At 69.4% G+C, this 25,227-nt stretch carries 30 protein-coding genes; 9 read left to right on the top strand and 21 right to left on the bottom strand.

All coding sequences use genetic code 11. The features are described 5' to 3' along the window. Nucleotide 1: 1 nt before the first annotated feature. The 10 genes from V7D63_RS00490 to V7D63_RS00445 form a co-directional block, all read right to left on the bottom strand. Nucleotides 2-922, bottom strand: coding sequence for a type IV secretion system protein (locus tag V7D63_RS00490; RefSeq protein WP_333590295.1), 921 nt, complete (start codon nt 920-922; stop codon nt 2-4). Nucleotides 923-933: 11 nt separating this feature from the next. After that, on the bottom strand, nt 934-1,149 hold the full coding sequence (locus V7D63_RS00485; protein ID WP_298123379.1) for an EexN family lipoprotein: 216 nt from the start codon (nt 1,147-1,149) through the stop codon (nt 934-936). Further along, nucleotides 1,146-1,874, bottom strand: coding sequence for a type IV secretion system protein (locus V7D63_RS00480; RefSeq protein WP_333590294.1), 729 nt, complete (start codon nt 1,872-1,874; stop codon nt 1,146-1,148). Before V7D63_RS00480 ends, V7D63_RS00485 begins: the two co-directional genes overlap by 4 nt. Next, nucleotides 1,871-4,246: a VirB4 family type IV secretion/conjugal transfer ATPase gene (locus V7D63_RS00475; RefSeq protein WP_333590293.1), complete on the bottom strand. Its 2,376-nt coding sequence runs from the start codon at nt 4,244-4,246 to the stop codon at nt 1,871-1,873. Before V7D63_RS00475 ends, V7D63_RS00480 begins: the two co-directional genes overlap by 4 nt. Then, nucleotides 4,239-4,574, bottom strand: coding sequence for a type IV secretion system protein VirB3 (locus V7D63_RS00470; protein WP_066624953.1), 336 nt, complete (start codon nt 4,572-4,574; stop codon nt 4,239-4,241). The genes V7D63_RS00475 and V7D63_RS00470 overlap by 8 nt, the downstream gene beginning before the upstream one ends. Next, nucleotides 4,567-4,749, bottom strand: a complete 183-nt coding sequence (locus tag V7D63_RS00465) for a hypothetical protein (protein ID WP_333590292.1) — start codon at nt 4,747-4,749, stop codon at nt 4,567-4,569. The genes V7D63_RS00470 and V7D63_RS00465 overlap by 8 nt, the downstream gene beginning before the upstream one ends. Beyond that, on the bottom strand, nt 4,749-5,048 hold the full coding sequence (locus V7D63_RS00460) for a TrbC/VirB2 family protein (protein ID WP_066624959.1): 300 nt from the start codon (nt 5,046-5,048) through the stop codon (nt 4,749-4,751). The genes V7D63_RS00465 and V7D63_RS00460 overlap by 1 nt, the downstream gene beginning before the upstream one ends. 1 nt (nt 5,049) lies before the next feature. Next, nucleotides 5,050-5,676, bottom strand: a complete 627-nt coding sequence (locus tag V7D63_RS00455) for a lytic transglycosylase domain-containing protein (protein WP_084375296.1) — start codon at nt 5,674-5,676, stop codon at nt 5,050-5,052. A 61-nt stretch (nt 5,677-5,737) separates the two neighbouring features. Continuing rightward, nucleotides 5,738-6,001, bottom strand: coding sequence for a helix-turn-helix domain-containing protein (locus V7D63_RS00450; RefSeq protein ID WP_292072504.1), 264 nt, complete (start codon nt 5,999-6,001; stop codon nt 5,738-5,740). 82 nt (nt 6,002-6,083) lie between these two features. After that, entirely contained in the window at nt 6,084-6,578 is a 495-nt protein-coding gene (locus V7D63_RS00445) for a helix-turn-helix domain-containing protein (RefSeq protein WP_218015909.1), read from the bottom strand. Nucleotides 6,579-6,814: 236 nt separating this feature from the next. Between V7D63_RS00445 and V7D63_RS00440 the strand changes: the two genes are divergently transcribed. From V7D63_RS00440 to V7D63_RS00420, 5 genes are all read left to right on the top strand, one after another. Then, entirely contained in the window at nt 6,815-7,381 is a 567-nt protein-coding gene (locus tag V7D63_RS00440) for a GntR family transcriptional regulator (protein WP_066624965.1), read from the top strand. Nucleotides 7,382-7,450: 69 nt separating this feature from the next. Then, nucleotides 7,451-7,576 carry a hypothetical protein gene (locus V7D63_RS00435; protein WP_280513207.1) on the top strand — a complete coding sequence of 42 codons (126 nt, stop codon included), beginning with the start codon at nt 7,451-7,453 and terminating at the stop codon, nt 7,574-7,576. Between the two features lie 93 nt (nt 7,577-7,669). Continuing rightward, nucleotides 7,670-7,795, top strand: coding sequence for a hypothetical protein (locus V7D63_RS00430; RefSeq protein ID WP_280513208.1), 126 nt, complete (start codon nt 7,670-7,672; stop codon nt 7,793-7,795). 92 nt (nt 7,796-7,887) lie between these two features. Continuing rightward, a complete protein-coding gene (locus tag V7D63_RS00425; RefSeq protein WP_333590291.1) occupies nt 7,888-8,544 on the top strand; it encodes a lasso peptide biosynthesis B2 protein in 657 nt (218 codons plus the stop codon). Nucleotide 8,545: 1 nt separating this feature from the next. After that, nucleotides 8,546-10,261 (top strand): asparagine synthase-related protein, encoded by a 1,716-nt coding sequence (locus V7D63_RS00420; RefSeq protein WP_333590290.1) that lies wholly within the window; start codon nt 8,546-8,548, stop codon nt 10,259-10,261. Here the strand turns inward: V7D63_RS00420 and V7D63_RS00415 are convergent. The 4 genes from V7D63_RS00415 to V7D63_RS00400 all read right to left on the bottom strand — a co-directional run bounded on the left by V7D63_RS00415 (nt 10,194) and on the right by V7D63_RS00400 (nt 17,109). Continuing rightward, nucleotides 10,194-12,575 carry a S9 family peptidase gene (locus V7D63_RS00415; RefSeq protein WP_333590289.1) on the bottom strand — a complete coding sequence of 794 codons (2,382 nt, stop codon included), beginning with the start codon at nt 12,573-12,575 and terminating at the stop codon, nt 10,194-10,196. The two genes, V7D63_RS00420 and V7D63_RS00415, sit on opposite strands and share 68 nt — an antisense overlap. Nucleotides 12,576-12,581: 6 nt before the next feature. Next, nucleotides 12,582-15,533 (bottom strand): TonB-dependent receptor, encoded by a 2,952-nt coding sequence (locus V7D63_RS00410; protein ID WP_333590288.1) that lies wholly within the window; start codon nt 15,531-15,533, stop codon nt 12,582-12,584. Nucleotides 15,534-15,626: 93 nt separating this feature from the next. After that, nucleotides 15,627-16,613: a FecR family protein gene (locus tag V7D63_RS00405; RefSeq protein ID WP_333590287.1), complete on the bottom strand. Its 987-nt coding sequence runs from the start codon at nt 16,611-16,613 to the stop codon at nt 15,627-15,629. Between the two features lie 7 nt (nt 16,614-16,620). After that, nucleotides 16,621-17,109, bottom strand: a complete 489-nt coding sequence (locus V7D63_RS00400; RefSeq protein WP_066625047.1) for an RNA polymerase sigma factor — start codon at nt 17,107-17,109, stop codon at nt 16,621-16,623. 476 nt (nt 17,110-17,585) lie between these two features. Between V7D63_RS00400 and V7D63_RS00395 the strand changes: the two genes are divergently transcribed. Together V7D63_RS00395 and V7D63_RS00390 are read left to right on the top strand one after the other, a co-directional pair. Further along, entirely contained in the window at nt 17,586-17,828 is a 243-nt protein-coding gene (locus V7D63_RS00395; protein WP_298123417.1) for a helix-turn-helix transcriptional regulator, read from the top strand. Nucleotides 17,829-18,022: 194 nt separating this feature from the next. Then, nucleotides 18,023-18,322, top strand: a complete 300-nt coding sequence (locus V7D63_RS00390) for a DUF7662 domain-containing protein (protein ID WP_333590286.1) — start codon at nt 18,023-18,025, stop codon at nt 18,320-18,322. A 67-nt stretch (nt 18,323-18,389) separates the two neighbouring features. Here V7D63_RS00390 and V7D63_RS00385 read toward each other — a convergent pair whose 3' ends face one another. The 7 genes from V7D63_RS00385 to V7D63_RS00355 all read right to left on the bottom strand — a co-directional run bounded on the left by V7D63_RS00385 (nt 18,390) and on the right by V7D63_RS00355 (nt 23,451). Further along, the gene (locus V7D63_RS00385) at nt 18,390-18,617 is read right to left on the bottom strand and encodes a hypothetical protein (RefSeq protein ID WP_017505554.1); all 228 of its coding nucleotides are present in this window, start codon (nt 18,615-18,617) and stop codon (nt 18,390-18,392) included. A 10-nt stretch (nt 18,618-18,627) separates the two neighbouring features. Beyond that, nucleotides 18,628-19,011: a copper resistance CopC family protein gene (locus V7D63_RS00380; RefSeq protein WP_333590285.1), complete on the bottom strand. Its 384-nt coding sequence runs from the start codon at nt 19,009-19,011 to the stop codon at nt 18,628-18,630. Nucleotides 19,012-19,028: 17 nt separating this feature from the next. Beyond that, nucleotides 19,029-20,225 carry a copper resistance protein B gene (locus V7D63_RS00375; protein WP_017505552.1) on the bottom strand — a complete coding sequence of 399 codons (1,197 nt, stop codon included), beginning with the start codon at nt 20,223-20,225 and terminating at the stop codon, nt 19,029-19,031. Continuing rightward, nucleotides 20,222-22,033, bottom strand: coding sequence for a copper resistance system multicopper oxidase (locus V7D63_RS00370; RefSeq protein ID WP_442882100.1), 1,812 nt, complete (start codon nt 22,031-22,033; stop codon nt 20,222-20,224). Before V7D63_RS00370 ends, V7D63_RS00375 begins: the two co-directional genes overlap by 4 nt. Before the next feature lie 126 nt (nt 22,034-22,159). Further along, nucleotides 22,160-22,723: an RNA polymerase sigma factor gene (locus tag V7D63_RS00365; RefSeq protein WP_296166747.1), complete on the bottom strand. Its 564-nt coding sequence runs from the start codon at nt 22,721-22,723 to the stop codon at nt 22,160-22,162. Nucleotides 22,724-22,732: 9 nt separating this feature from the next. Further along, a complete protein-coding gene (locus tag V7D63_RS00360; protein WP_017505549.1) occupies nt 22,733-23,173 on the bottom strand; it encodes a Spy/CpxP family protein refolding chaperone in 441 nt (146 codons plus the stop codon). Then, on the bottom strand, nt 23,170-23,451 hold the full coding sequence (locus V7D63_RS00355) for a hypothetical protein (RefSeq protein ID WP_017505548.1): 282 nt from the start codon (nt 23,449-23,451) through the stop codon (nt 23,170-23,172). The genes V7D63_RS00360 and V7D63_RS00355 overlap by 4 nt, the downstream gene beginning before the upstream one ends. 129 nt (nt 23,452-23,580) lie before the next feature. Here V7D63_RS00355 and V7D63_RS00350 point away from each other — a divergent pair, with 129 nt between their 5' ends. Then, nucleotides 23,581-24,732 carry an acyltransferase family protein gene (locus tag V7D63_RS00350; RefSeq protein WP_333590283.1) on the top strand — a complete coding sequence of 384 codons (1,152 nt, stop codon included), beginning with the start codon at nt 23,581-23,583 and terminating at the stop codon, nt 24,730-24,732. Next, nucleotides 24,729-25,205, top strand: coding sequence for a DUF411 domain-containing protein (locus V7D63_RS00345; RefSeq protein ID WP_066629153.1), 477 nt, complete (start codon nt 24,729-24,731; stop codon nt 25,203-25,205). The genes V7D63_RS00350 and V7D63_RS00345 overlap by 4 nt, the downstream gene beginning before the upstream one ends. The last annotated feature ends 22 nt before the right edge of the window (nt 25,206-25,227 follow it).

The raw sequence follows: 25,227 nt of genomic DNA, 5'->3' as shown, positions 1-25,227 counted from the left end.
GTCAGGCGCCTCTCGGTCGGATGGAGCCGCCGCCCCTGGGCGGTTGGCGGCTGGCTTCTTGCGGACCCTGGGTGCGGCCCGAGCCGCTCCCGCCCAGGGCCGCGGCGTTGGCGAAGTCGGCGAGGCCGGCGCTGGCGCCGCCCGCGATGCCGGCGGCGATGGCCGGGGTCTGCAGGAAGAAGATCGCCCCCAGCAGGCACAGGGCGATGAAGATCAGGCCGCCGATCATCGAATCGGCCCCCTGGATCGCGCCCCACTGGTCGCGCACGAGCGACAGGACGAGCTGGAAGATGACGATGATCAGGGCGAACAGGACGAGGTAGTTCACCGCCTGGCTGAGCCAGCCGAAGAAGAAGCGGCGGGTCGCGTCGAACAGGGCGCAGGCGATGAAGATGGGGCCGAGGGTGACGAGCAGGGCCAGGGCCAGCTTGGCCACCAGCACCACGCCGAAGCCGAGGGCGGCGGCCAGGGCCCCGATGATGAAAACGGCGGCCGAGACGACCCAGGGGCCCGGATTGAAGGCGGAGCCGTCGCGCGAGATGTCCTCGCCGAGCCAGGCCGCATAGGCGAAGAACTGGTCGAAGGCCGCGCCGACGCTGGGAGTGTCCGCGCCGCTGACCGCCCGGGTCAGGGCGTTGGGCAGGCCGGTGAACAACGGCTCGGTGACGAAGGTGGAATAGGCGGCCGTGGTCGCCAGCAGATAGAGGAAGGCCAGTTTCAGCGACCGGACGGCGAAGTCCATCACCGGCTCGCTGATCGCGCCCCTGAGGATGGCGACGCCGTAGAGCACGACATAGAGCACTAGGGCGATGCGCAGCGGGCCCTCGACCTCGGCGATCACCGACGACAGACGGTCGCCGAGGAAGACGTTGAGCCTTTCGTCGATGAAGTCGTAGCTGGGCTCGAAGACGCGAAAGCTCATCGTCGGGATCCTCAGAAGGCCCGCTCATAGACGCGCATCCGCGCCTGCCGCCGCGCTTCGGCCAGACCCTGACGCGCCGCTTCGCATTCGCGCTCGGCGCGACCGGCGTCGCAGGCCGCCACGACCGCCTCGGCCGCGTCGGGATCCGCGGCGAAGTCTTCGGCGGTCCGCTCGGGCGCCCCGCAACCGACGAGTCCGAGGGCGACGAGCAGGGCGGACCGTTTCACCGGAACGCCCTTTCATAGACGTCCATGCGCGCCGTCCGGGCGGCTTCGGCCCGTTCGCGGGCGCGCTGCTCCTCCAGACGCGCCTCGGCCGCCTGGGTCAGGGCGAGACCCTGCAGCCGGACCTGTTCGTTCTGGATCATCGCCTGCTCGGCCGCGAGGCGGGCTTCGAGATCCAGGACGGCGCGGGCGTTGGGCGCGGTGTCGAGGGCGGAGCGGAGCGTCTCCAGACCCTCAAGACGCCGGTCCGCCGCGCCGCCGACCGCCTCGCCGATGGCGAGGTCCCGCGCGGTGCGGGCGCCGGCGCGTTCGAGGCTGTCGCGGTAATAGGCCTCGGCCGGATCGAGGTCGCCCGCCGGCGGCGTATAGAGCCGGGTGTCGCGGCGGATGGCGTCGGCGCGGTCGGCGAGGTCGCCGAGCGCGGACAGGTCGCCGTCGGCCGCCGCGCGAAGGGCGCGCATGTCGGGCAGCGGATTGCGCACCGTCGGCAGGCCGAGCTCGCCGGCCAGGGCGTTGACGCCGGACAGGTCGTTCAGGCTGTCGAACAGCTGCCGGCCCTGTTCGACCTGGGTCTGCAGCGCCCTCAACTGGTCCAGGGTCGTGCGCGCCTCCTCGATCATTTGGGCCAGGGCCCGGGGATCGTGGACGATCTGCTGGGCCTGGACCGTCGGGGCGACGGCGAGGACGAGGGCGGCGGCCGCCGCGGCGAAGGGAATGCGGGTTCTCACAGGAACCTCCTCTGGTCATGGAAGGGATCGCGCCAGCGCGCGTACTCGTCGCCGACCTCGGCGCGCAGCCGGTCGAGCAGGGCAGTGGTCTCGGTGCGGCCGGACAGGATCGACAGGGCGTCGTCCATGCCGCCCAGGTCCAGTTCCACGACCACGCTGTCATGGCCCTGCTTGACCAGGAAGCGGTGCGACTCCGGGGTCAGCACCTCGCGCACCAGGCGGAACTCCTCCTGGGTCAGGCCGAAGCCGTCGACATAGTCGCGCGCCTGACCGTGGGCGTTGGGCAGGAAGATCTTGGTCGCGCACTGCTCGAGGATGGCGTGGGCGATCGGGGAGCGCAGGGCGTCGGCGGGCGACTGGGTGCCGAACACCATGAAGGCGTTCTGCTTGCGCCAGGTCTTGAGCCCGTCCTGGGCGAGATCGGTGAAAGCCGGGTCGCCCAACACCTTCCAGAATTCGTCGATGTCGAGGACGAGGCGGCGGCCGTCAATCCGTTCGGCGATGCGGTGGAACAGATACATCATCGCGGGGGTGCGGACCTCATCGTGGTCGAGCACCTGGGTGATGTCGAAGCCGGCGAATCGGGCCTCCAGGCTGAGAGCATCCTCGTCGTTGTCGAGCACCCAGCCGAGCGGCCCGCCCCTTTGCCAGCGTTCCAGCCGGGCCCCCACGCCGCCGGCGTCGCCCTGGCCGAGCAGGCTGCGCAGGGCGGCGATGGAGCGACGTTCGGGCGGAAGGGCCTCCAGCGCAGCCACGCCCTGATCGATGGCCCGGGCCTCGGGCACGGTCAGGGTTTCGTTCGGTCGGGCGACGAGGGCCCGGACGAGCCGGACCAGGAAGGCGCGGTTGGCGGGGCCAGGATCGAGCGCCTTGAACGGGGCGAAGCCGGTCGGCTCGCCGTTGCGCAGGGCGAGGTAGGTTCCGCCGCAGGCGCGGACGAAGATCTCGGCGCCCCGGTCCTTGTCGATGAACAGCTGCTGGGCGTCGAACCGCTCCAACTGCGCCAGCATGAAGTTCTGGACGACGGTCTTGCCCGATCCGGACGGTCCGCAGATGAAGGTGTGGCCCAGATCGCCGACATGGAAGTTGAACCAGAAGGGCGAACCGGCCGTGGTGCGCAGCACGGCGACGGCCTCGCCCCAGTGATTGCCGTGGGCCTTGCCGACGGGATGGGCGTGGAACGGCGCCAGGGCCGCGAAATTGCGCGAGGTGATGGCGGCGGGCCGGGTGCGGCGGGCGAAGGCTCCGGGGAACTGGGACCAGAAGGCGGCTTCCAGCCCCAGATCCTCGCGCGCGACGACCAGGCCGGAGTCCGCGAGGATGGCGCGGGCCTTGGACAGATGCTCCGCCAGCGCGGTCGGCGTGTCGCCGTGGACGAGGATCGAGGCCTGATGCTCGCCCATGACGAAGCGGTTGCTGACGAGATCGTCCAGCGCGTCGGACAGGCCGGTGATCTGGGAGGCCGCGCGGTCGCGCGCCGAGACCATCTGGTTCTGCTTGCGCTCCATCACCGCCCGGGCCGAGGCCTTGGACAGGAAGGCGAAGGACTGGCTGATCACGAAGCCGAAGCGGACGCTCAGCAGGTCGTCCCACAGTCCGGGCCGGGTCGTCGCCGGATACTCCTTGATGGCCAGGACGCCGGCGTAGCGCGCATCGGCCGCGTCGCGCAGCTCGAGGGTCTCGCGACCGAAGATGGCGCGCACGGTGTAGACCGCCGAGCCAAGGTGGCCGAACACGATTGGGACCGGCGACCGGCGTCCGGTCAGGACGAGGCGCATGACCTCCATCGGCTCGGAGAACCACAGGCCGTCGCGTTCGTAGAGACCGAGCCGGCGCGGCGCGTAGCGCCCGAGGTACTGCGCCAGATCGCGCCCGGCCTCCTCGATGCGCCGGATATGGGCGACCTCGACCTCGCCGTCGTTGCGGCGCGCCGCCTTCAGACGCTTCGCCAGCGCCGCGGCCCGGTCGCCCGCGTCGCGACCCGGATGCAGGACGAGGGTGACGAACAGTTCGTTGATCCAGAGCTGCCGGCCCGCGACCCGATTGTCGTAGAGGGCGCCGAGCTCTCCGGCGAAAGTCGACCGAAAGCCGGAGGACCGCTCCAGGTCGACCGGACGGCGGACCACATGATGCCAGACCGCCAAGCGGTCGTCGGCGAGATTGCGCCAGGCCTGGTTGAGCTTGACGTGCCAGTCGTTGAGATCCCGGGCGTCGGCGGTCTCGAAGCTGGCGCCGTCGATCTGGAACACCATCATCAGGGCGCCGCTGTCGAGTGCGACCACAGGGTCGGAGACATGACGCGCATAGGGCAGGTGCGGCCGGGCGTCGGCCTCCCGCCGCAGGCGCGCCGGAGGAACCCCGCCCTCAGCCACGGGTCAGCTCCGCCAGGCGATAGCGGCGGACGAGGGGGAGGGGCGTCGCCGAACTCCCGCCCCAGAGGCCCGCATTGCGCGACCGGCCCTTGGTGTCGACATAGACGAAGAGGAGCCGGAAGGCGTTGTGGTCCGCCCGGCAGATCGCCCGGAAGACCAAATGCAGGGCCGGGGCGACGAGCAGATAGAGCAGGCTGCCGCCGACGAGGAAGACGACGCCCGAGACGATGACGTTGACGCCCATGGCCTCCATGGGCACGCCCAGGATCATGGCCGGCCGCGTGCAGGCCAGGAACAGCGGGTCCTCGGTCAGACGTTCGTCAGCCATGATGACCTCCGGCGGACAGGCGCGACAGGGTCAGGGCGAGGGCGAGCCCCGAGGCGAGGCCGGCGAGGATCTGGGCGAACCGCGTGGGCGAGATCAGCTTCAGGCCGAGCATCAGGCACAGGGCCAGGACGATCGAGGCCGAAGCGACCGCCAGCCAGGGCAGGGTCGCCTCCATCACGCACCGCCAGTGATCAGGTTGACGATCTCGGCCGCGCCGAAGACCACGACGATGCCGAGCACGACGATCGCCGCCCGCCGCAGGTCGAACAGGCCGAACATCCACAGGATGCCGACGACCACGACCGCCAGCACGGCCAGAAGCCGGGCCGTGTTGCCGGTGAGCATGTCGACGACGTTCTGCAGAAGGCCTTCGACATTGGCCGAGGCGAAGGCGGGCTGGACCAGGACGAGGCTGGCGGCGAGGGCGATGGCGCCGGCGGCGCCGGCCCTGCGGACGGTCGCGGATGCGGTCATCTCAGAACTCCGTGTCTGGGGCGGCGGTGAAGGTGAGGACGGCGCTGGCCTGGGCCCGCCCGAAAACGTCCCAGGCGGGCGGCGGCAGCGGCGGAGCGGGTGGTGCGGGCCGGTCGTCTGCAGGGGTTCGAACAGGGGCGAGCGGCAGGACGCCGAGGGTCGCGGCGGCCGCCTCGACGCGAGCGACGTAGCCGTTGCGGAAGCCGCGCTCCGGATGGCCGGTGTTGTATCGGGACAGCGCGACCCTCAGGGTCGTCTGGCGATCGACACCTTCGGCCGGGCGATAGCCCGCGCGCAGGACGACGCCGGCGGCGGCGAGGTTGCGGCACGGGTCGAAGGCCGCCTCCACGGACAGGCCGAGCCAGTCCAGATTGTCGCTGTTGATCTGGGCCACGCCGAGATCGAGGTTCGCGCCCCGCGCCAGCAGGCCGCGGGCGATGCGCGCCGCGTCCGCGGCGTCCCGAGGCGATCGGGCCGGACGCGGACCCCGGTTGACGCCGATCGCGATCGGGTTGAACCGGCTCTCCGCATAGGCGATGGCCGCCAGGGTTTCCGGCGCCACTTGCGGCGCGCAGGCCTGGGACAGGGCGAGGATCAGATTGAGGTCCAGCACGGCGGGCTCCAGCATGAGCCCCCAGCAAACCCGATCGGGAGCGGGACCGGCGACCCGCGAGCTCCCCGCCGCAAATCTACGGTAGGAAGGTCCGGGGTTCGGACGGCCGCTGAGCGGCGGCGAGCCGGGCGACGGCCTGGATGCGGGTGCGGACGCCGAGGACGCGACAGGCGGCCATGAGATGCTCGTCGACCGTTCGGGGCGACAGGCCGAGCCGATCGCCGATCCGGGCGGAGGTCAGACCCAGAGCCGCCAGGTCCAGACATTCCCGCTGGCGATCCGACAGCCGGTGGCAGGGTGAAGCAGATGGGGCGGGGGAATGAGGGGGGAGGACTTTCATGCCCGAATCCAACCGCGCAATCGGTCCCGCGCGCCAGTCCGCGAGTCTCGGACCGCAAGTCTACGACCGTGGCGAGGGGGCGTTACGCGCCGTCGCCGGTCCCATCCTCCCGGGCGGGCGCCATCAACCGTCCCCGGCGCTGTTCAAGCCAGGCCTCGGCCTCGGCGTCGCGCCGGACGGATTGATCGGCGAGGTCCTTCAGGCTCTTGGTGAAGGCGTTGATGATGGTGCGGGCGTCCAGATCGCCGATGGCGTCCCCGGCTTCTTCGTCGAACTCCTGCAGCGCCACGGCGAGGATGGTCGCCAATTTGTTGTCGGCGCACCGCAAGGCGAAGGCGGGCGACCCAAGGGCCAGGGCGGCGAGGATTCCGTGCGGATCGCTGTCGGTGACCTCCGCGAAGCGGTGAATACGTTCGAGGTTGATCCGACCGGCGCCGGACTCGAAATGCTCATAGGACCGCAGCGCCATGTTCATGCCCTGGGCGACGTCCGCGGCCCGCATCCGCCGATGGGACCGGATCAGGCGCAGGCTGGAGGAGAGCACCGCGTTCGCCGTCTGGGTGTGTCGGGCGTCCATGTCTCCAGTTACTCCCTCGCCTCCGGCGCCACACGACTACGAAGCGAGTGCACCCCTACAGGTTGAAAAATGCCTTAGCGATGCGCCAAATGAAAGCCTAGAAAGATCAACAGCATAAAAGCTGCGGATACCGCGCAACTTTCTTGCGGACATCAGTATAGGAGGCGCCGCATGTCCCGATCGCCCCGAAGCTTGCCGGTCGTCGATCTGCGTCCCGGAGCGGCCCGGAGGCGGTCGTGAGGCAGCGCGATCCCTTCGGCCTGGCGCTCGCCAGCCTGCGCGCCGCGCTCGAGGACGGCCTGGCCCCCGGCCAGCATCTGTCCGTGGTCGACATCGCCGCCTCGCTCGGGCTGAGCACCAGCCCGGTGCGCGAAGCCCTGTCCCGCCTGTGCGGCGAAGGCCTCGTCGAGGATCGCCGCGGTCTGGGCTATTTCACCCGCGCCGCGCCTCTGGAGGACGTTCTGGGTCTGCTCGATCTGGAGGCCGCCCATGTCGGTCTCGCGGCGCTCTACACCCGGGTCGCCCAGCCCTGCGACGCCACGGACGCGTCCGTCGAGGCGTGGATCGACGACTTGGTCGACGCCTGTGACAACCAGCCCCTGATCGAGAGCCTCGTTCGCGTGCGCCGTCGCCTGGCGCCGCTCAGACGCCTGAACGGCCCGACCGAAGCGGCCGCGGGTCCCGCGCCGGCGAGCAAGGTCGAGGCCTACTATGCGCGCTGGCGGATCGCCGCGACGGGCCTCGCCTCCCGTGTTCGGCGGATCGATCCAGGTCAGTCGAAGTATACGCGAAATATAGTTTGAATCGATTTGCTTTCCGGCGTTGATGGTTCGTCGTCGACGTTTTGTCGGCCTTCAAAACAGGAGACGACCATGACCAAGAGCACCTCGCGCCTCGTGCGCCTCGGGGCCGCCCGCACCCTGACCCGCGCGGTCTCGCGCGGCGAATTCGACGAGCTGAATCCGGTGCTGAAGTACACCATTCCGCCCAGCGAATGATCGGACGGGCCGCTTCGGCGGCCCGGACGTCCGGGCCCGGCCTCGCCCCGGACGCCGCAAGCAGGGGCCATTCCTGACACAGGAGAGGGATCGATGAAGATCCAGAACGAGACGCGCATGCTGCGTCTGGGGGCCGCCCGTCGGCTGACCCGGGCGATCCTGATGGGACCGTTCACCGAACTGAACCCGGCCCGTCACTGGACCATGCCGCCGGAATGAGCCCAGGGGGCCGTCCGGTTCCGGACGGCCCCGCCGGGTCCTGCCGCAGGGCGGACCAGCCAAGTTCAGCTCTAACAGGGAGAGGTCTGGGAATGGCCGAAGCGCTTCGCGCCGAGGACGGTCACTGCGGCTGGCTCGCCGAGGGCATTCACGCGGTCCGTGTCGGCGACGATCTGGTCCTGCTCGATCTCGCCGCGGACGATTATCTGTGCCTGCCGGAGTGCGGCGATCTCCGGATCGAGGGACGGCGGGCGCTGGGGTCGATAGACGATCTTCTTCGCCTGGCCGCCGAGGAGTTGCTGCATCCCACGTCGGCGCCGGAAGATCGGAGCCCGCCGCCGGCCCTGCCGTCGGCGCGCCTGCCGCCTGCGCCGCCGATCCGGCCGACGCTGCGCGACCTCGCCACCTTCGGCCTCATCTGGATCGACGCGGTGCGCCGCCGCCCGACGCTTCTGGACCTCAGCCGGCGATACGCCCGGCGTCGCGGTCGCCGGTCGGATCCCGAGGCGCTCGCCGTGCGGGTCGAGGTGTTCCGCCAGTTGCTGCCGCTGGCGCCCTGGACCGGCGCCTGCCTGCTCCAGGCGGAACTGCTCCTGCGCTTCGTCAATGCCGCGGATCTGGACGCGGACTGGGTGTTCGGGGTCCGCACCTTCCCCTTTCTCGCCCATTGCTGGTTGCAGAGCGGAGACCAGTGCGTCAGCGAAGCCCCGGAAACCCTGACCGTCTATCGACCGATCCTGGTGATCTGAGGTGGCGGCGGACTCTGCGATCATTCTGGTCGGCGACAATCCGGCTGCGCTCGACGCCTTGGTCGCGCCGCTTCGACAGCGCCTGAGCCGGGCCGGCTGGTCCCGCAAGTCGCATGACCCCTTCATCCAGGTGTTCGCCCCGACCGGCGGACGGCTCGAGGTGGCGCGGGGGCTCGACGGGCACGGCGTGGTGCTCGGCGAGATCTACGACCGCGAGGGCCAGGCGCTGTCGCTGCGGGCGCGCGGCGCCCTGGGATGCCGACGGCTGGACGCGGCGCAGGCCCGCACGGTCTGTTCGGACCATTGGGGGCGCTACCTGCTGGTCCGGCGGGTCGAGGGCGACGTCGCCGTGCTCCGCGACCCGTCGGGCGCCCTGGACTGCGTCGTCTGGCGCAAGGCCGGCGTGACCTTGATCTCGACGAGCGCCGCGGCGGTCATCGATCCCTGGCTGCCCGACGGGATCGCGCTGGATTGGGACGCGGTCGCCGCCCTGGTGGCCCGCCCCGGCGAATATCGACATCGACTGGCCCTAACCGGATTGCAGGCCGTCGCCGGTGGCGAACTGCGGGTCGTTGGGGAGGGCGTCAACCAAGGTCGCCAGATCTGGAGGCCCGCGGAGGTGTACCGGGACCGGGGTTCGCGTCCGCCTCCCGACCTCCGAGGGGCGGTGCAACGGTCGGTGCGGGCGCTGGCGGGCGACAGGCCCTGGATCACCGAGGTCAGCGGCGGCCTGGACTCCGCCATCGTGGCGGGCGTCCTGACCGCCGACCAACGCCGCAACGTCGCCGCCTGGGTCAACCATTACGTCGATCAGCCCGAGGGCGACGAGCGGGCCTACGCCCGTGCGGTGGCGGAAAGGCATGGCTTTACGCTGACGGAAGTCCGTCGCGACGGCCTCAGGCTCGACGCCGCCCGCCTGGCCGCGTGCGCCGAGACCTTCCGGCCAGCGGCCAACGACATCGATCCCGACTACAACGACGACATCGCCGACCGGATCGAGGCGACGGGCGGCTGGGGCTCGCTGACGGGGCAGGGCGGCGACGCGGTCTTCTTTCAGATGCCCAGCCTGCTGATCGGGCTGGACGAGATCTGGGAGCGGCGCGGTCGCGCGCGGTTGGTGGTCCTGCATCGCCTCTCGCGCTGGCTGCGGCGCCCCCTGTGGCCCACGGCGCTCGCCCGGGACTGGCGCGAGGAGGTCTGCCATCGCGCCGGCTGGGACCACCCCTGGCTCGACGATCTGCGCGGCGTCCCGCCTGCCAAAGCCTTGCAGATGTCCGCCTTGGCCTTCTGCCAGACGTTTCAGGGGCCGGCGGTGCGCAGCCGTCTGGGCCCCTGCGTCAATCCGCTGCTCAGCCAGCCGGTGGTGGAGGCGGGGTTGGCCCTGTCGGCGGTCGATCTGACCTGGGGCGGGCGTGACCGCGCCGCCGCGCGCGCCGCCTTCGCGGATGTCTTGCCGCCCTCGATCCTGGATCGCCGCTCCAAGGGCGAACTGGGCGCCTATTACGGCGGCGCCGTCGCCGCGCACCTGGACTTCCTGCGCGACTATCTGCTCGGCGGCGCACTGGCGGAGGCGGGGTTGATCGATCCCGGACTGGAGGACCGCCTCACCCGGGACGCCCTGCTGTGGCGCGGTGGTCATTCCCACCTGCTCAGTCTGGCGCTGACGGAGGCCTGGGTGCGCCGCTGGCGGGAGCGGCTGGACCGCCGGGTCCCATGAGATGCCGGCCGAACCAGTCGCGCACCTGGTCGTAGTAGAGCCGGATGTTGCCCGGGCTCTGAACGCCGTGGTCCTCGCCGATGAGGAGAGTCAGGGCCACCGGGCGGTTCAGACGGTGCAGCGCCCCGTAGAGCTGCTCCGACTGGCCCAGCATAAGGTCGTATTCTCCCACCACCAGAAGCGTCGGCGCGGTGATGCGGTCCGCCTGCTCGAACGGACTGTTGCGCCGATACCGGTCGGGCGCACGCCAGTAGGCGTCGCGCATCTCGGCCTGGCCGGACTCCAGCCAGCGGGCCCCAGCTGTCGCGGCGAGCGCATGCCCGCCCTCCAGCCGCAGGGTCGAACCGACGTCCCCGATGACCGTCGAGAAATTCATCGGCCCGTTCAACGCCACCACGGCGTCGAAGCGGGGAGACTGGGCCGCGCTCATCACGGCGGACCAGGCGCCGAAGCTCCAGCCCCACAAGCCGATCCGGTCTGCATCGACCAACCCTTCCGCCGCCGCGGCGTCGACGACCGACAGGATGCGTTGGGCGAGGCCGTCAGCCGGTTCCGGGGTCGCGGGAAGGTCCGGGATGAGGATGGCGTAGCCCGCCGTGACCATCAGCTGCGGCGCCAGCGACAGGCTGGTGGACTCCCGCCGCATCCACCACGGCGGGGCGGGGTAGGCCTCGCCCTGATAGGGCACCACGATCACGGGCGGCGCCGCTGTCGGGTTTGACGGCGGATAGAGCCAGCCGCCCGCGCCGCCGACGCCGGTGACCCGCCGGGGCGCCGCGACCGCGATCCGGTCGAGTTCGGGGTTCAGCCGCCAGACCACCTCCCGGCGAGGACCACTCTGTAGGCGAAGCGTATTGGATTCCGCCTCCGGCCCGCTCCGGTCGAGGCCGATCTCCCGGCTCCAGCTGATCGCGGCCCCTGGCGTCGCTGCGACGCATCGAGACTCGGCTCCGGGATCGGCCCAGACTTGGCACAGTCGCCCATCGGGACGCTCGGCCACGGCGAAGGCCGCCTTCAGCGGACCGCTCTGCGCCCGTAATCCGAAAGGACCGCGGGGGTTCACCGCCGACGCGACGGCCCCGAGATCGGGGAGCTCGCCGTCTGCACCAAGGCGCACGACGCGCCCGCCGCTGGTAAACAGAACCGAGGACCGACCCTCGGCGACGAGCCGGGCGTCCGGAGACAGGCCCAGGAGCGGCAGGGCGTCGGCGCCGGCGACGAACCAGCCCTCGCGGGATCCGGAGCGGCCCTTGAAGATCGGGGTCTCGCCCAGCCAGCCGCCCTCGGCCGTCGCCATGCCCTGGAAGTCGATCGGCGTGGTCGGGTGCGCTCCGGCCGGGGTCACATCCCGCGCCGCGCCGTCCGGAGCGACGGTCAGGAGCCGGGCCGGCTCGTCGCCGATCGTGGCCACGAGAAGCGCGTCGGAGGCTGGCGACCAGGCGAGCAGGCTCGTAGAGATGTTGCCGGCTTCGGGCGGCCGGACGGCGGCCCCGGTGGTCAGCTCGACGAGCTCCAGCCCCCGGGCGCGGCGCACCTCGCTCGCGGTATCGGCGGAGGGCGGCGGCAGGAGGGGGCCGTCCAGCAGAAGCGCGGCGTATCGTCCGTCCGGAGAGACCTCGAGGTCGAGGAAGGGACCGTCGGCGATCGCCGCGGCCTCTCCGGTGACGGCGTCGATCCGCCAGAGACGTCGCGGCGGCAAGGCTTCCGGCGGGCCGTCTTCGCCCACCGTGATCGCAGCCGGCGACCCGGCCGTCGCCGCCGCCCTCAGCGCCAGCAGGCGTGCCTGTTCGGCGCGGGGGCCCGCCAGTCTTGGAGGAAGCGCCCCGTCCGGCATGCCAAGCACGACGAGGGTGTCGTCCGTGAGCCATTCCAGGGACCGGCCCCATAGGCCAAGCTCCGGCGCCACATCGGTCCACACCACCTCCCCCGCGGCGATCTCGACGATTCCCAGCCGCCATTCGTCGTTCCGGAGCCGAAACACGGCCAGACGCCGACCGCTGGGCGAGAAGGCGCCGACGGAATAGCCGGCGTCTTCGTCCATCGTCAGGAGCGGTTGCGGATGGTCGGGGGCGTCGAGGTCGATGCGGTACAGCCGGGCGTACCGGTTGGCGCCTTCGGCCTCCAGATCATGGCGGGGGAGATCGCCTCGGGCGCGCCGCTCCTCGAAGACGGCGACCGCGCCGGACGGATCGATCGCGACCCGTCCGAAGCTCTCGAGCCCCAGAATGACATCCACCGTGAGCGGCTCTTGCCTGGCCAACGCCGGGCCCGCCGTCGCGAGCAGGCCCGCGAGGGCGAAAGCGACCATGCGCATGGACGCTCACCAGCGCTTGACGAGCTGAAGGGAGATCTGCCGGCCCAGCACATTGGTGTTGGCGGCGTCGTAACCGATCCCCGCCGGCGCATCGTAGAAGGGCGGCTCCTCATTGGTCAGGTTGAGCACATTGAGGGTGAGCGAAAGGCCTTCGCCCCATCCGCTCCCGAAGTCGTAGCGGACCTGGCCGTCCAGGGTGATCCAGTCATCGATCCCGCGTCCGTTGACCCGATCGCGTCCTCCGCTGACGTGGTTGAGGGCGCTGCCGAGGGTGAGCGGGCCCCGCTGCCACTGGGCGCCGAAGCGGCCCCGCCACCGGGCGGGAAAGTTCGGGGCGCCGAGCAGGTCCTCGGTGGGCGACGCAGCCGTGACCGTCCGGTCGTTGGTCAGCAGATGGGTCACGCTCGCGTCGAGCGAGATGTCATCCGACCCCAGGGTGAAGCGATAGCGGGTCGAAAGGTCGAGCCCCTCGACCTCCACGGCCGAAGCATTGACGTAGCGGTTATCGATGACGGCGCCGTAGGCGGTCGCCGGGAAGACGTTCGGATTGAAATTGCCCGGGTGGCTGAGCAGGGACTGGACATAGGCCCGGTCGTCCGCGTTAGAGCCGGGGCTCACATAGCGGATGAAAGGGGCCAGGGTCGGATCGTTGAGCGCATTGATCAGGTTCTCCGCGACCGGGGTCGCGATCCGGTCCTCGAAGGTCGTCCGGAACCAGCCGCCCTCGATCCGCAGCCCTTCGGCGGCGGCAGGCGTCCAGACGAAGCCCGCCGTCCACGATTCCGCGGTCTCCGGGATGAGATTCGGGTTGCCCCCGTACTGGACGATGCTGATCACATTGACGCCGGCGCGGTCCAGGAACACCGGGCCGAGCCGGTAGGCGCTGTTCAACTCCCTCAGCGAAGGGGCGCGGAACGAGGTGCCGTAACTGGCCCGCAGGAGCAGATCGGGGGTCGGGTTGTAGAGGACGCCGACCTTGGGATTGCTGGTCTGGCCGATCCCCTCATGGTCCTCGACACGACCGGCGAGGGACAGCTCCAGCCGTTCGAGGCCGGGCCGGGCGTTGTCGGGCCCCACGAGCGGGGCGCGCAGTTCGACGAATGCGGCCGAGACGTCGCGCTCGAACGCCGTCGGGGCGGCGATGCGCGGCGCCGCGCCGGAGATGAAATTCTCGCCGGAGGTCTCGAAGCGCTCCTGGCGATAATCGACACCGACGGCCATGCGCAGGTCGCCGCCCGGCAGGGCGAAGAGGACGCCGTCGGCCTTGAGATTGAAGGAGCCGACCGTGCTGATGTTCTCGGACCGAAGGTAACCGGACCCGATGAAGGCCAGCAGGGCCGGGCTGTGGGCGGCGGGATCGCCATAGGGATTGAAATAGCCGTCGACCGCCGGGTTGAATGGGGTCCTCGGATCATTCGGCGTCGCGCCGAGGGCCTCGTCGAGCCGGGTCGTCTGCACCCGGTTCGAGGCCGTAAGCCCGGTGGTCTCGCGACCGCCGCTCAGATAGGCCGCGAGGTTCCATCCGGCGAGTTCGCCCGTGATCCCGACGGCGCCGCCGACGCTGCGGGAGAAGCCTTCGTCACGGCCTGGTCCCAGGTCGTTGATGAAGGAATAGGCGATCTCCTGATAGGGCTCGCCCGCCACCGGCACGAAGAAGGGATTGTCCGGCGTCACGAACAGGATGCCGATATCGGCCACCGAGTCCTGGCTGTAGGTCCGGTCGGTGTAGCGAAGGTCGCCGTCCAGACTGAAACCGCCCGGAAGGTCCTGCCGGCCCGCCACAAACAGGCTGTGCCGACGCTGGTGCGGCAGGCTCCAAAGACCCTCCATCTGATTGGTCAGATTGACCTCGCCCGGGCGAAAGTCTCCGGGCGTGAGGCCCACGCCGTTCTGGTTGCGAGGGACGGCGTAGACCGGTTCATAGGATCCGCTGACCGGATCGAAGGCCATGAGGTTGCCGGGGGCCGCGTAGGTGAAGCGCCGGTCCGAACCGCCCAGCGGACGCAGGTCCGCATTCGCGGTCGCGCGACGGTCGGCGGCGCGCAACTCGCCGCGGTCGTGGAATTCGTAAGCGGCGATGAGGCCGCCGCTGGACCAGTTGAAACCGCCGCTATGGGACAGGAGCGTCTCCTCGGCCCCGCCGTCGCTGGTGCCGCCGACGCGCAGCCGTGTTTCGGCGCCGTCGAACCGGGACTTCAGGATGATGTTGACGACGCCGCCGACCGCGTCAGCGCCGTAGAGGGCCGATGCGCCGTCGAGCAGCACGTCCGCCCGGGCGATGGCGCTGCTGGGAAGGTTGGAGATGTCCGAGAAGTCGCCGGCGCTGCCGGTGCCCGCGATGCGCCGGCCGTTGACCAGGACGAGGGTCGCATCCGCGCCCAGACCCCGCAGGTTCACCCCGGTCGCATAGGCCGAGTTGCGGCTCGTGCGGTCCGCGCCCGTTCCGGCCGAGCCCTCGTACGCGGCGCCCGTGAAGTTCTGGGGCAGGGCGGCGAGCGTCTCGGCGACCGTCGCGCGCCCCTGCCGCGCGATGTCGTCCTGGGTGATGACGGTGACCGGCGACGGACTGTCCGCGCCTCGCAGATAGGTCCCCGTGACCACGACTTCCTCAAGCTGGGTGGCCTGCGGTTCGGCTTCGGCACGGGCCGAGGGATCAACGAGCACGAAGACCGTCGGGCGGCTCTGGCGATAGGCCAGGCCCGTCCCGCGCAGGAGCTCCGCGAGCGCGGCTTCGGGGGTGTAGTCGCCGGTGAGGGCGCGGGCCTGTCGGCCGGCCACGAGTGCACTGGGATAGAGAATCTGCAGGCCGCTCTGCTGGGCGAACACCGGCAGGCTGCGCTCAAGCGGACCGGCGCCGATGCTGAACGTCCGGACAGCCTCGGTCGATTGCGCGATGACCGGCGTCGCGACACCCAGCATGAGCGCGGCGAGCGCGGTTGAAGTGAACCTGTGACTCATGATTTTCCCCCCTCTTTTCTACCCGCGGCTTTGCGGGGCGGGGAGGAGACGTTGGGTCGCGGGGCGTCCCCTAAGTCCGGACGCAGATTATTTTCATGCCGGCCCCAAAAGGATCAGATGGCCGTCGGCCGCCGTGGCGGCTTCCAGGTGATAGAGGTCGCGCAGGGCGGCGACGAAGCCGTCGACGTCCCCGGCATTGAAAACGCCGCTGACCCGGATCGACGAGATGCGTTCGTCGCGAAGCTCGATCGGTTTGGAGGTGTAGCGGTTCACTTCCGCCACGGCCGCAGCGATTGGCGTGTTCTCAAAAGTCAGCCGCCCGACCGTCCAACTGGTTTCGGCCGGGACATTGACCGCGACGACCCGGGGCGTTGGACCCGAGGTGGTGACCTGCTGGCCGGGCTCCAGGGTCCATTGGGCCGTCCTCGAGGACGGCTTGTGAACGTCGACGCGCCCTTCGACCAGGACGACACGCGCCCCGGAGCCGGATCGCCGAACGTCAAAGCGCGTGCCGACGGCGGTGACCTCCGTGTCGCCCGCCTGGACGAAGAAAGGCCGCGCAGCGTCGCCCTCGACCTCAAACATGGCGCGTCCTGCTGCGAGCGTGACCACGCGACGGGCGTCGGTGAAGCGAACGGTGACCCGCGAGTCCGTGTCGAGGACGATGCGGGAACCGTCTTCCAGCCGCACGGTGCGTTGCTCGCCGATGGCCGTGGCGTAGGCGTCCGGCCGCTGCAGGGACCACCAGGTCAGGCTCCCGGCTCCGATCACAAGCGCCATGGCGCCCGCGACGCCGAGCGGGATCAGACGGCCGGCGTCCCGCATCCGACGGCGCGGGCGCGCCTTTTCGACCCGACTCAAGGCCTCGTCGGCGAGCCCCGCCACCCCGGGGCTTTGCGCCAGCGTCCCTGCCGCGTCCCACATGGCTTCGAGACGGCTGAAAGCGCGCGCGTTCTCCGGGTCTCGCCGCCACGCGCTGAACGCCTTCACGTCGGCGGTCGTGACCTTGCGCTGGTTCAACTTGCTGAACCAGTCGGCGGCTTCCTTGCGCCTGATGTCGGCTTCAGCCTCGATCATCATCCGTTGCCTACAGGTCCAGCCGAGACGCGCAGTACTGAAGCGCCCTGGACATTCGCCATTCCACCGTTTTCACGCTGATCTCGAGCGACACGGAGATCTCGGGATAAGTCATACCGCCAAAGCGGTTCAAGACGAAGACGTCGCGGTAGAGTTGCGGCATGGACCGGATAACCTGTTCGAGAAGGACTTGGTCGAACTGCGGCGCGGCCTCGGCCTCGGCAGGTCTTTGAAGCGCCTGGCTCTGGCGGCGTCGGCCCTCTCTTCGGCTTTCATCGCGGACCAGATTGAGGGCGATCTGCAGCAGGAACGCTTTTGGATGGCGGATGTCCGACACGGCGTAAGGCGCCGCCCTGAGGTAGGTCTCCTGGACGACATCCGCCGCAGCGTCGGCGCCGATGTGAGGGCGCAACCGGCGATCCAGCCAGACGGCGTATCGCCGGTAGAGACGGTTGATCCCGTCCTGCGCCTCCACCCCCAGCTGCTTCGTATCGGTCACCACGGATCTCCGACCTCTCGACGAGAGGGGCGGGAATCCCGGCGTGGCCGCGCGATTCCGGGCAGGCGCGCCGACGCGCGCGCTCAGATGGCGGCAACCGGCCGACGCACAGAGCGGCAGCCGTCGATGATTTGATATCGCACAGGGGATTCCAGGCCCCTATCGGCGCGAACGCCGACATCGAAGCATGAATCAAACGGAATCCCGACGCAAGCGGGAGGGGTCGGGCGTTGGAATCCTCTGCGATCGAGGCCCGTTACTTCAGCGCGCAGCGCCGCCTCCGTCAGCGACGAACCCCGGCTCCGGCTGTGCGCCTATCTCGCGGCGCCCGACGGCTCCGCTGTAGGCGCGACCCTTCTACGGTTCAACCGGCGCCGTCGGACCGCAAGAAACCTGCGGGCGGCCCGCAATTGATCGACGTTGCCCGGGTCCGAACCCGCCGTGTACGGAGAAAGTCGGACAACCCGTGGTGTAATATGGAAGCTGTCTCCGAAGATCCGGACCGTGGATCGCCTGCGGTCGGCCTGAGCCCGCGCGAACAGGAATGCCTGCAATGGGTCTGTCGCGGGAAGAGCTCCTCCGACATCGGAACCATATTGTCGCTGTCGCCCCGCACCGTGGACAGCTATCTTGAGAAGGTCTGTTCCAAACTCCGGGTCCGGACCCGGATCGAAGCGGTCGCCTCGGCGGTCCGGCGCGGTCTGATCGACCCGGGATGAGGGAAGGGGGCGGGCCAGGAACTTCTGTGATGAAGCCCGGCGTTTCGCCGCCGATCGCCGCCGACGTTTGCACGTCCCCTGGCTCTCGATCGGCGCCTATCGTTCCCGGAACCCGCCGCCGGTAAGTCTAGATCGGGCAGCGCAAGCGCGCCAGCCGGGCTTGACCCCCGGCAGCAGCGGAGCAAGACACCCAGATGGCTAAATACACGCCGCTCGCAGCCTTTCTCAGACGTCAGACGGGCGCCGAGGTGGACCTGTCGTTTCGGGACATCGAGCGGATCGTCGGCGGCATCTTGCCCAAGGCGGCGTCGCTGGAGGACTGGTGGCGCGCGAATCCGGCGAGGGAGCAAATGCCCCAGCACCTCGCCTTCGCCGACGCGGGCTTCGTCGCCGATCCGCGGACGCGGGCCGAAACCGTCCGTTTCATCCGGGTTGCGGGAGTGGGCGTCACAGGGAGCGCGGCGCGGCTCAGCGCGACGAAGGCCGAGGGTTGAGGCCTGTCTGCTCCGGACAGACCTCCGACCCGTCGGAGCGCCTGCCGGAGTGGTTCAGATCGGGCGGTCAGTTATGGTCGGCGTGACCCTGGGGAGCCGGAGCATCCGAGGGCGCCGGCGCGGGCGGCGCGGGTTCGGCGGGCGGCGGAGCGTCGGACTTCATCTTGTCACAGCAGCTCATGGCGGCGTCAGCGGCCATATCCTTGCAGCATTCGCAGCCTTCGGCGGCCAAGGCCGCTCCAGCGCTCAGGGCCAGAATCGCGCCGGCGGCGGCCAGCAGGTTGGAAACTCGCATCGTCGTTCTCCTAGTGAACCATGAAGCTGACAGAGCCGGACATCTTGTGGCCGTCCGGACCTTCAGCGGTCCAGGCGGCGGTGTAGGTTCCCTGGGCAAGCCGGGGAAGGGCCACGCTGACGGTCGCGGCGGCCGGTGCGGCGGGGGCATTCACGACCACCGGGGCCTGCCCCTCGGCGCTCAGGGTCACCGTCTTCAGGACCATCGCATGGGGGAAGGTGACGCTGAAGCGTTCTGGCGATCCGTGGGTCATGGCCCCGTTTGCCGGAACCGTGGTGACGGCCGATTGAGGCTCGGCGGCCTGCGTCTGCATATTGTGCCCGGCGTGCGGATCCTGGGCGGCGGCGGCGCCGGCGAAGGCCAGGGCGGCCGTGAGGGTGAGAATGCGGATCATGGGGTGGTCTCCTTGGGTCAGAACCAGGCCTTGAGGCCGACGACGAAGCGGGTGTCATCAGCCTCACCGCCTCGGGCTTCGATGTAGTCGGCGGTGTTTCCCAGCGCCCGGCTCCACTCAACGCCGACATAGGGGGCGAACTCCTTGCGGAACTCGTAGCGCAGGCGCAGGCCCGCCTCGATGGACGACAAGCCCGAGCCGATCTCCAACTCCGGAATGTCGCTAGCTGAGGCGTCGATTTCGAGGCGGGGCTGGAGGATCAGGCGCTGGGTGATGCGCTGGTCGTATTCGGCCTCGACGCGGGCGGTCAGGTCGCCCTCGGTGGAGAGGAAGGCGGCCGCGTCGATCTCCCACCAATAGGGCGCCAGGCCCTGGAGGCCGAGGACCAGGTGCGTCGTATCCTCGCCGTCGGGCCGGAAATCCTGACGCACGCCGGCCTGCACATCCCAGAACGGCGCTATCGCGCGGCTGTAAAGCGCTTGGAGTTCGGCCTCTTCCAACTTGCCGCCAAAGTCGCCTTCGCCCTCGGACTTCCACCAGAAGCGATTGATGTCGCCGCCGCTCCAGCCCTGGACGTCCCAGAGATACGACTCCTCAGCACCGCCGAAGCCGGCTTCGAGACGATCGATGATGACGGCGGTGGTGCGGACCTCGCCGTTCTCGCGAACCAGAATCTGACGGGCGGCCGCCATCGCTTCGGCGCCAAAGACCAGATCGGCGGCGTGCGTGGGGCCGCTCAGGGCGGCGGCTGGGAGCGGGTCCTCCGGAGGACGGCCGGGATTGTCGGCGCTGGTCGGCACGTCCGGCGGCCCCATGCTCATGGTCGACATATCATGCCCGGCATGAGGGTCGACCTGGGTGGAGGGCATGGCGGACATGTCGTGGCCGGCGTGCGGATCGGGCTGCGCCGTCGGCGGCATTGTCGACATGTCGTGACCCGCATGCGGATCAACGACCGGGGGCTCAGCCGGCATCTGATGGCCGGCGTGAGGGTCGGCCGCTGGCGGCGTTGGCGCGGGCGGCATGACATGACCGGCGTGCGGGTCTTGCGCCGACGGCCGGGTGGACGTCTGAGGCCGAACGGCCGGAGCGGGCGTGGCTCGCGGCGCCGCGGTCGCCGGCATGACATGGCCCGCGTGCGGGTCCTGCGCTTGGGCGGTGACGGCGCTGGCGGCGAGGATCAGCGGAGCGAGGGCGACGGCGAAGCGGTTCATGACGCGCCTCCGTCCATTGGTCGGACCGTCACGACATTGAACATGCCGGCGTGCATGTGCATCAGCATGTGGCAGTGGAAGGCCCAGTCGCCGGGCGCGTCGGCGGTCAGGTCGAACGTCACCTTGCCCCCGGGCGCGACGTTTACCGTGTGCTTCAGCGGCTGATGCCCCGGGGGACCGCCGGTCACCAGTTCGAAGAAGTGGCCGTGCAGGTGGATGGGGTGGGCCATCATGGTGTCGTTCACCAGGGTCACGCGCACCCGCTCATTCCGCTCGAAACGGATGGGTTCGACCAGTTCACTGAACTTCCGCCCGTCGAAGCCCCACATGAACCGCTCCATATTGCCGGTCAGGTGTATTTCCATGGTCCGCGACGGCGGGCGTTGGTCCTTGTTCGGCTGCAGCGACACCAGGTCGGTGTAGACGAGAACGCGGTGGTCGACGTTGGTCAGGCCGATCGGCCGCTCGCCGAGGCGGTTGGCGGGGGCCATGGCTATCGCGTCGACGCCCACGCCGACCGCCATATCCGGCGGGGCGTTCTCTGGATCGCGCATGTTCATTCCGGCCATGGACATTCCGCCCATCTCGCCCGCCGGCGCCGCGCCTTGGGCTGGGGCGCCGTGGTCCATGCCGGCCATCGTGCCGTGGTCCATTCCGGACATGCCGCCCATTGAGCCGTGATCCATTCCGCCCATGCCCATGTCTCGCATGGTCAGGTTCGGGACCTCGCGCAGCGGCGGAACCTCGGCGGTCATGCCCAGGCGCGGCGCAAGGGTGGCGCGGCCCATCCCCGAGCGATCGATCGCCTCCGAGACGATGGTGTAGGCCCGGTCTTCAGTCGGCCGGACGATGACGTCGTAGGTTTCGGCGACCGAGATCTGGAACTCGTCGGTCTCGACCGGGCGGACGTTCTCGCCGTCGGCCTGCACCACGGTCATCGGCAAGCCGGGGATGCGGACGTTGAAGATCGACATGGCCGAGGCGTTGATGATGCGCAGCCGCACGCGCTCGCCGGGGCTGAAAAGGCCGGTCCAGTTCTCCTGCGGCCCGTGGCCGTTGATCAAATAGGTATAGGTCGAGCCGCTGACGTCGAGGATGTCGCGCGGGTCCATCCGCATCTCACCCCACATGCGCCGCTCCTCCAGGCTCATGCGGTCGCTGCCGTTGATCAGACCGGCGAGCGTGGTGCGCTGCCGGTTGAAGTAGCCCGGGCTCTTCTTCAGCTTCTCCAGGATTTCGTGTGGGTGCATGAAGCTCCAGTCCGACAGGACCAGCACATGCTCGCGGTCGTAGGCGACGGGATCGACGCCTGCCGGGTCGATGACGATCGGACCGTAGTGGCCCATCGCCTCCTGAAGATTCGAGTGGCTGTGGTACCAGAAGGTGCCTGACTGCTTGATCGGGAACTCATAGACGAAGGTTTCCCGCGGCTTGATGCCCGGGAAGCTGATGCCCGGGACGCCGTCCATCTGGAACGGCAGCAATAGGCCGTGCCAATGGATCGAAGTGTCCTCATCCAGCCCGTTGGTCACGGAGAGTCGCACGTTCTGTCCCTCGCGCAGGCGCAGCAAGGGCGCCGGGAGCACTCCGTTGATCGTCACGGCATGGCCGGTCCGCCCCCCGACCGTGAAGGGCGAGTGGCCGACTGTCAGGTCGATGTTGGGCCCACTCAGCGTCGGCAGGTCCGTTCTCAAGCCCGCCGTACCGGTCTGCGCCCAGGCCGGCAGAAGTCCCTGCAGGCCAAGCAGCCCGCCGCCAACGGCGGCGCCCCTGAGAAGCATTCGGCGATCGAAACTTGGCATGGGCATAAGCGTGGGGTTCCTCGGACGCGTGTCGGCTTCTGGTTGACATACGCACGTCGGCGACAACGCCCTTGCGTCAGGTCGCCACACCGCGAAAAAAGACGCTCTTCACCATCGGGCGAGACGAGGAGGTCAGGCGCTTCCGGGAACAGTCATGTCCTCTGCCAGCCGCTTGCGGGCGCGGGCGATCCGTGTCTCCACGGCCTTGGTCGTGACGCCCAGGATCGCCGCGATCTCGCCGTGCGAGCGACCTTCGAGCGTAGCGAGCAGGAGAGGGGCCTTGAGGCCGTCCGGCAGGCGGGTCAGCGCGCTGCGCAGCGCCTCGGCGCGGCGGCGATCGTCGAGTCGGGCTTCGGGAGATGGCGTTTCCATCCGGACCGCTGACGCTTCGGGGGCGTCGAGGCCCATGACGCCGCGCACCACCCGACGCACCGCACGCCGACGGCTCCAGTCCCTGCATTTGTTCAGGGCGATCGAGCGGAGCCAGACCTCGAAGGGGCGAGCCGGATCGTACCTTCGCAGGGCGAGCCATGCGGCGGTGTAAGTTTCCTGGAGCAGGTCGTGCGCTTCCGCTTCGTCGCCGACATAGCGACGCACGAACCGATAGAGATCCCCCTTGGTCGCTGCCATCAACGCGCTGAACGCGCTCGCGTCCCCGCCAGCCGCGCGGGCTTCAATGCTGTCGCCGTCGTCCACGGGCCCCGCCTAGCCGGCGTCGGCACGCAGGGCGTCCACCACCGCGGCGTCGAAGACCTCGGCCTGCGCCGGGGTGAGCACCGACCGCATCTCGAAGACGTGGGCGATAGTCGCTTTCTGCAGATCGCCCATGGCCACGTGGAAGTGATCCACCGCCGCCTGCACCTGGGGCGTGTTGCCATCGCTTGCAGCGATGGCGGCGGCGAGCTCGCGGTTGGCGGCTCGCACTTCTGCCTCCAGCCCGGGGCGGCGCGCGGCGAAGCGCGCTTCGATCGCGTCCAGACGACCATCCTGTTCGGCGCTCAGGTTCAACTGCTCATGGACGACGCTATGCAGGCTCGGCGGCTGACGCTCGCGCATGACCCAGGTTGCGCTCGCCCAGGTCGCCGCGCCGCTGGCGAGCGCCGCCAGCACGGCTGTCAGGACGATCGATTTCCAGCGCGCTCTCATCCCCGGGCATCCAGTGGACCGAGCGGCGACAGGCCCGCCGAGACGGTGAAGATGCGCAACTCAGACGGCTCAGGCCGCGGCGACGCCACGAGGAGCAATCCACCGTTGGCCACGCCGAGCACGAGCGCCAGCCCTACGGCGGCGACCCGAACCTGGCCCATTGACGCCGCCTCCCGGCGCACGGCGATCCGTGTCCAGACAGCGTCTTCCAGGCCGTCCAGCCGCCCCGCATCGTCTGGCCCTTCCGCCGCAATCAGTCGTTCGATCTCATCAGTCATTGCGCACCTGCATCACGCCCCCTTTGCCATACGCGCCAAACCGTCCGGCCCCTTACGAGGGGACGAGATGTCCGCCGCGTAGATACCAGAGAACGACCGGGAGGACCCGCTCGTGTCGGGGGAGGCGATGTGAGCGAGAGGACAGATCCGGCCGCGGGTCCGTTTCCGGATCGGCTCGATCCGCTGACGGGGGTGAGGTTCTTCCTCGCGCTCGGCGTGGTGCTGTTTCACTACCAGCTGCAATGGACGCTGCCCGAAGGTGCGGCCGGACTGTTAAACCGGGCCCGTCTCGGGGTCGATATCTTCTTCATCCTGTCTGGGTTCATCCTCACCCACGTTTACCTGCAGGGTGATCAGCCAGTGAACTACAGGCGGTTCATCGCGGCGCGGTTCGCGCGCATATACCCGGCGCATTTGTTCATCCTGTTGGCGATGCTGTTGCTGGTGCTCGCCGCGCCGGTGTTGGGCATCGGCCTGGAGCCCGGGCGGTTCAATCCTGCGGATTTTCTGGCCACCCTCTTTTTGGTTCAGGCCTGGTTGCCGCGAGACGGGATGGTCCTGTGGAACGGTCCCGCCTGGTCGCTGTCAGCCGAATGGTTCGTCTATCTCGCTTTTCCAGCCTATGCTGCGGTCGCCCTGCGGTTTCGACACAGGCCATGGATGCTCGTAGCGGCGGCGACGAGCCTGTTCATCCTGCTGGATGCGATCTACCGGCATTGGTTCGGCTCGGTTCTGCCCCGGGCGGAAGACAATATGGGCGTCTTGCGCATCATTCCGGAGTTCCTGCTCGGGATTGGCCTCTACTATCTCGGAGCGCGCTGGGCGCCGTCCCCGCGCGTCGCGATCGTCGGCGCCGTCGGAGCCACCGCGCTCCTCTTGCTCGCTATGCAGATCGGGGCCGATGATCGCCTTATCGTCGCCGCGTCGGGACCCTTCGTTCTCGCCTTGGCGCTGCTCGCCAAGGCGGGTGTCAGAACCTTCCTGTCGCACCCGGTCGCAATCTTCGCCGGTGAGGCCTCGTTCGCCCTCTACCTCGTCCATATTCCGATCCTGATGGTCTGGCGCAATGCCGCCCAGGCCATCGGGGGCCGGCCGGGCGACTATCGAATGGGGCTTCTGGAACTGGCGGCGATGCTGGCGGTGACCCTCGCCGCGGCGGCCGCCATCTATGGTCTGGTCGAGCGACCGAGCCGCCAGTGGCTGAGGCGGCGCACCTTCGGTCGGATGCCGGATGCCGACGCCAGACGCACCGTTCACAGCGATCAGGGAGAGCCCTTTTGACGACCGCCTACCTCCACCGAAGGCTTTTCTTAGGCGCCGCCGTCAGCGTCGCCCTGACCGGAACAGCCTGCGCCCAGACCCAGGCGTCGAGAACCCTCACGGTCTTCAAGACGCCAACCTGTGCGTGCTGCGACGCCTGGATCTCGCACATGCGGGAGGCTGGCTTCAACACGACCATCACCGTTCTGCCGAGCCTCCAATCCGTCCGCAGCAGCCGGGGGCTTCCGGACAGCCTGGCCTCCTGCCACACCGGGTTGATTGATGGCTATGTCGTAGAGGGCCATGTTCCGGCACGGGACGTCATACGGTTGCTTGCCGAGCGGCCGGCAGCGCTCGGTCTCGCGGTTCCGGCCATGCCCCTCGGTTCGCCCGGCATGGAGACGCCGCAGGGACACAAGGACCCTTACGACACGCTGCTGGTGCTTCGCTCCGGCGCGACGCAGGTGTTCGCCCGTCACAACCCGCCCACCTGACCTGACCTTGTCTCACCTGATT

This window comes from Brevundimonas sp. (assembly GCF_036732845.1).
Classification (GTDB): domain Bacteria; phylum Pseudomonadota; class Alphaproteobacteria; order Caulobacterales; family Caulobacteraceae; genus Brevundimonas.
The sequence above is the reverse complement of the archived record's forward strand: the minus strand, read 5'-3'. Positions and strand labels throughout refer to the sequence as shown.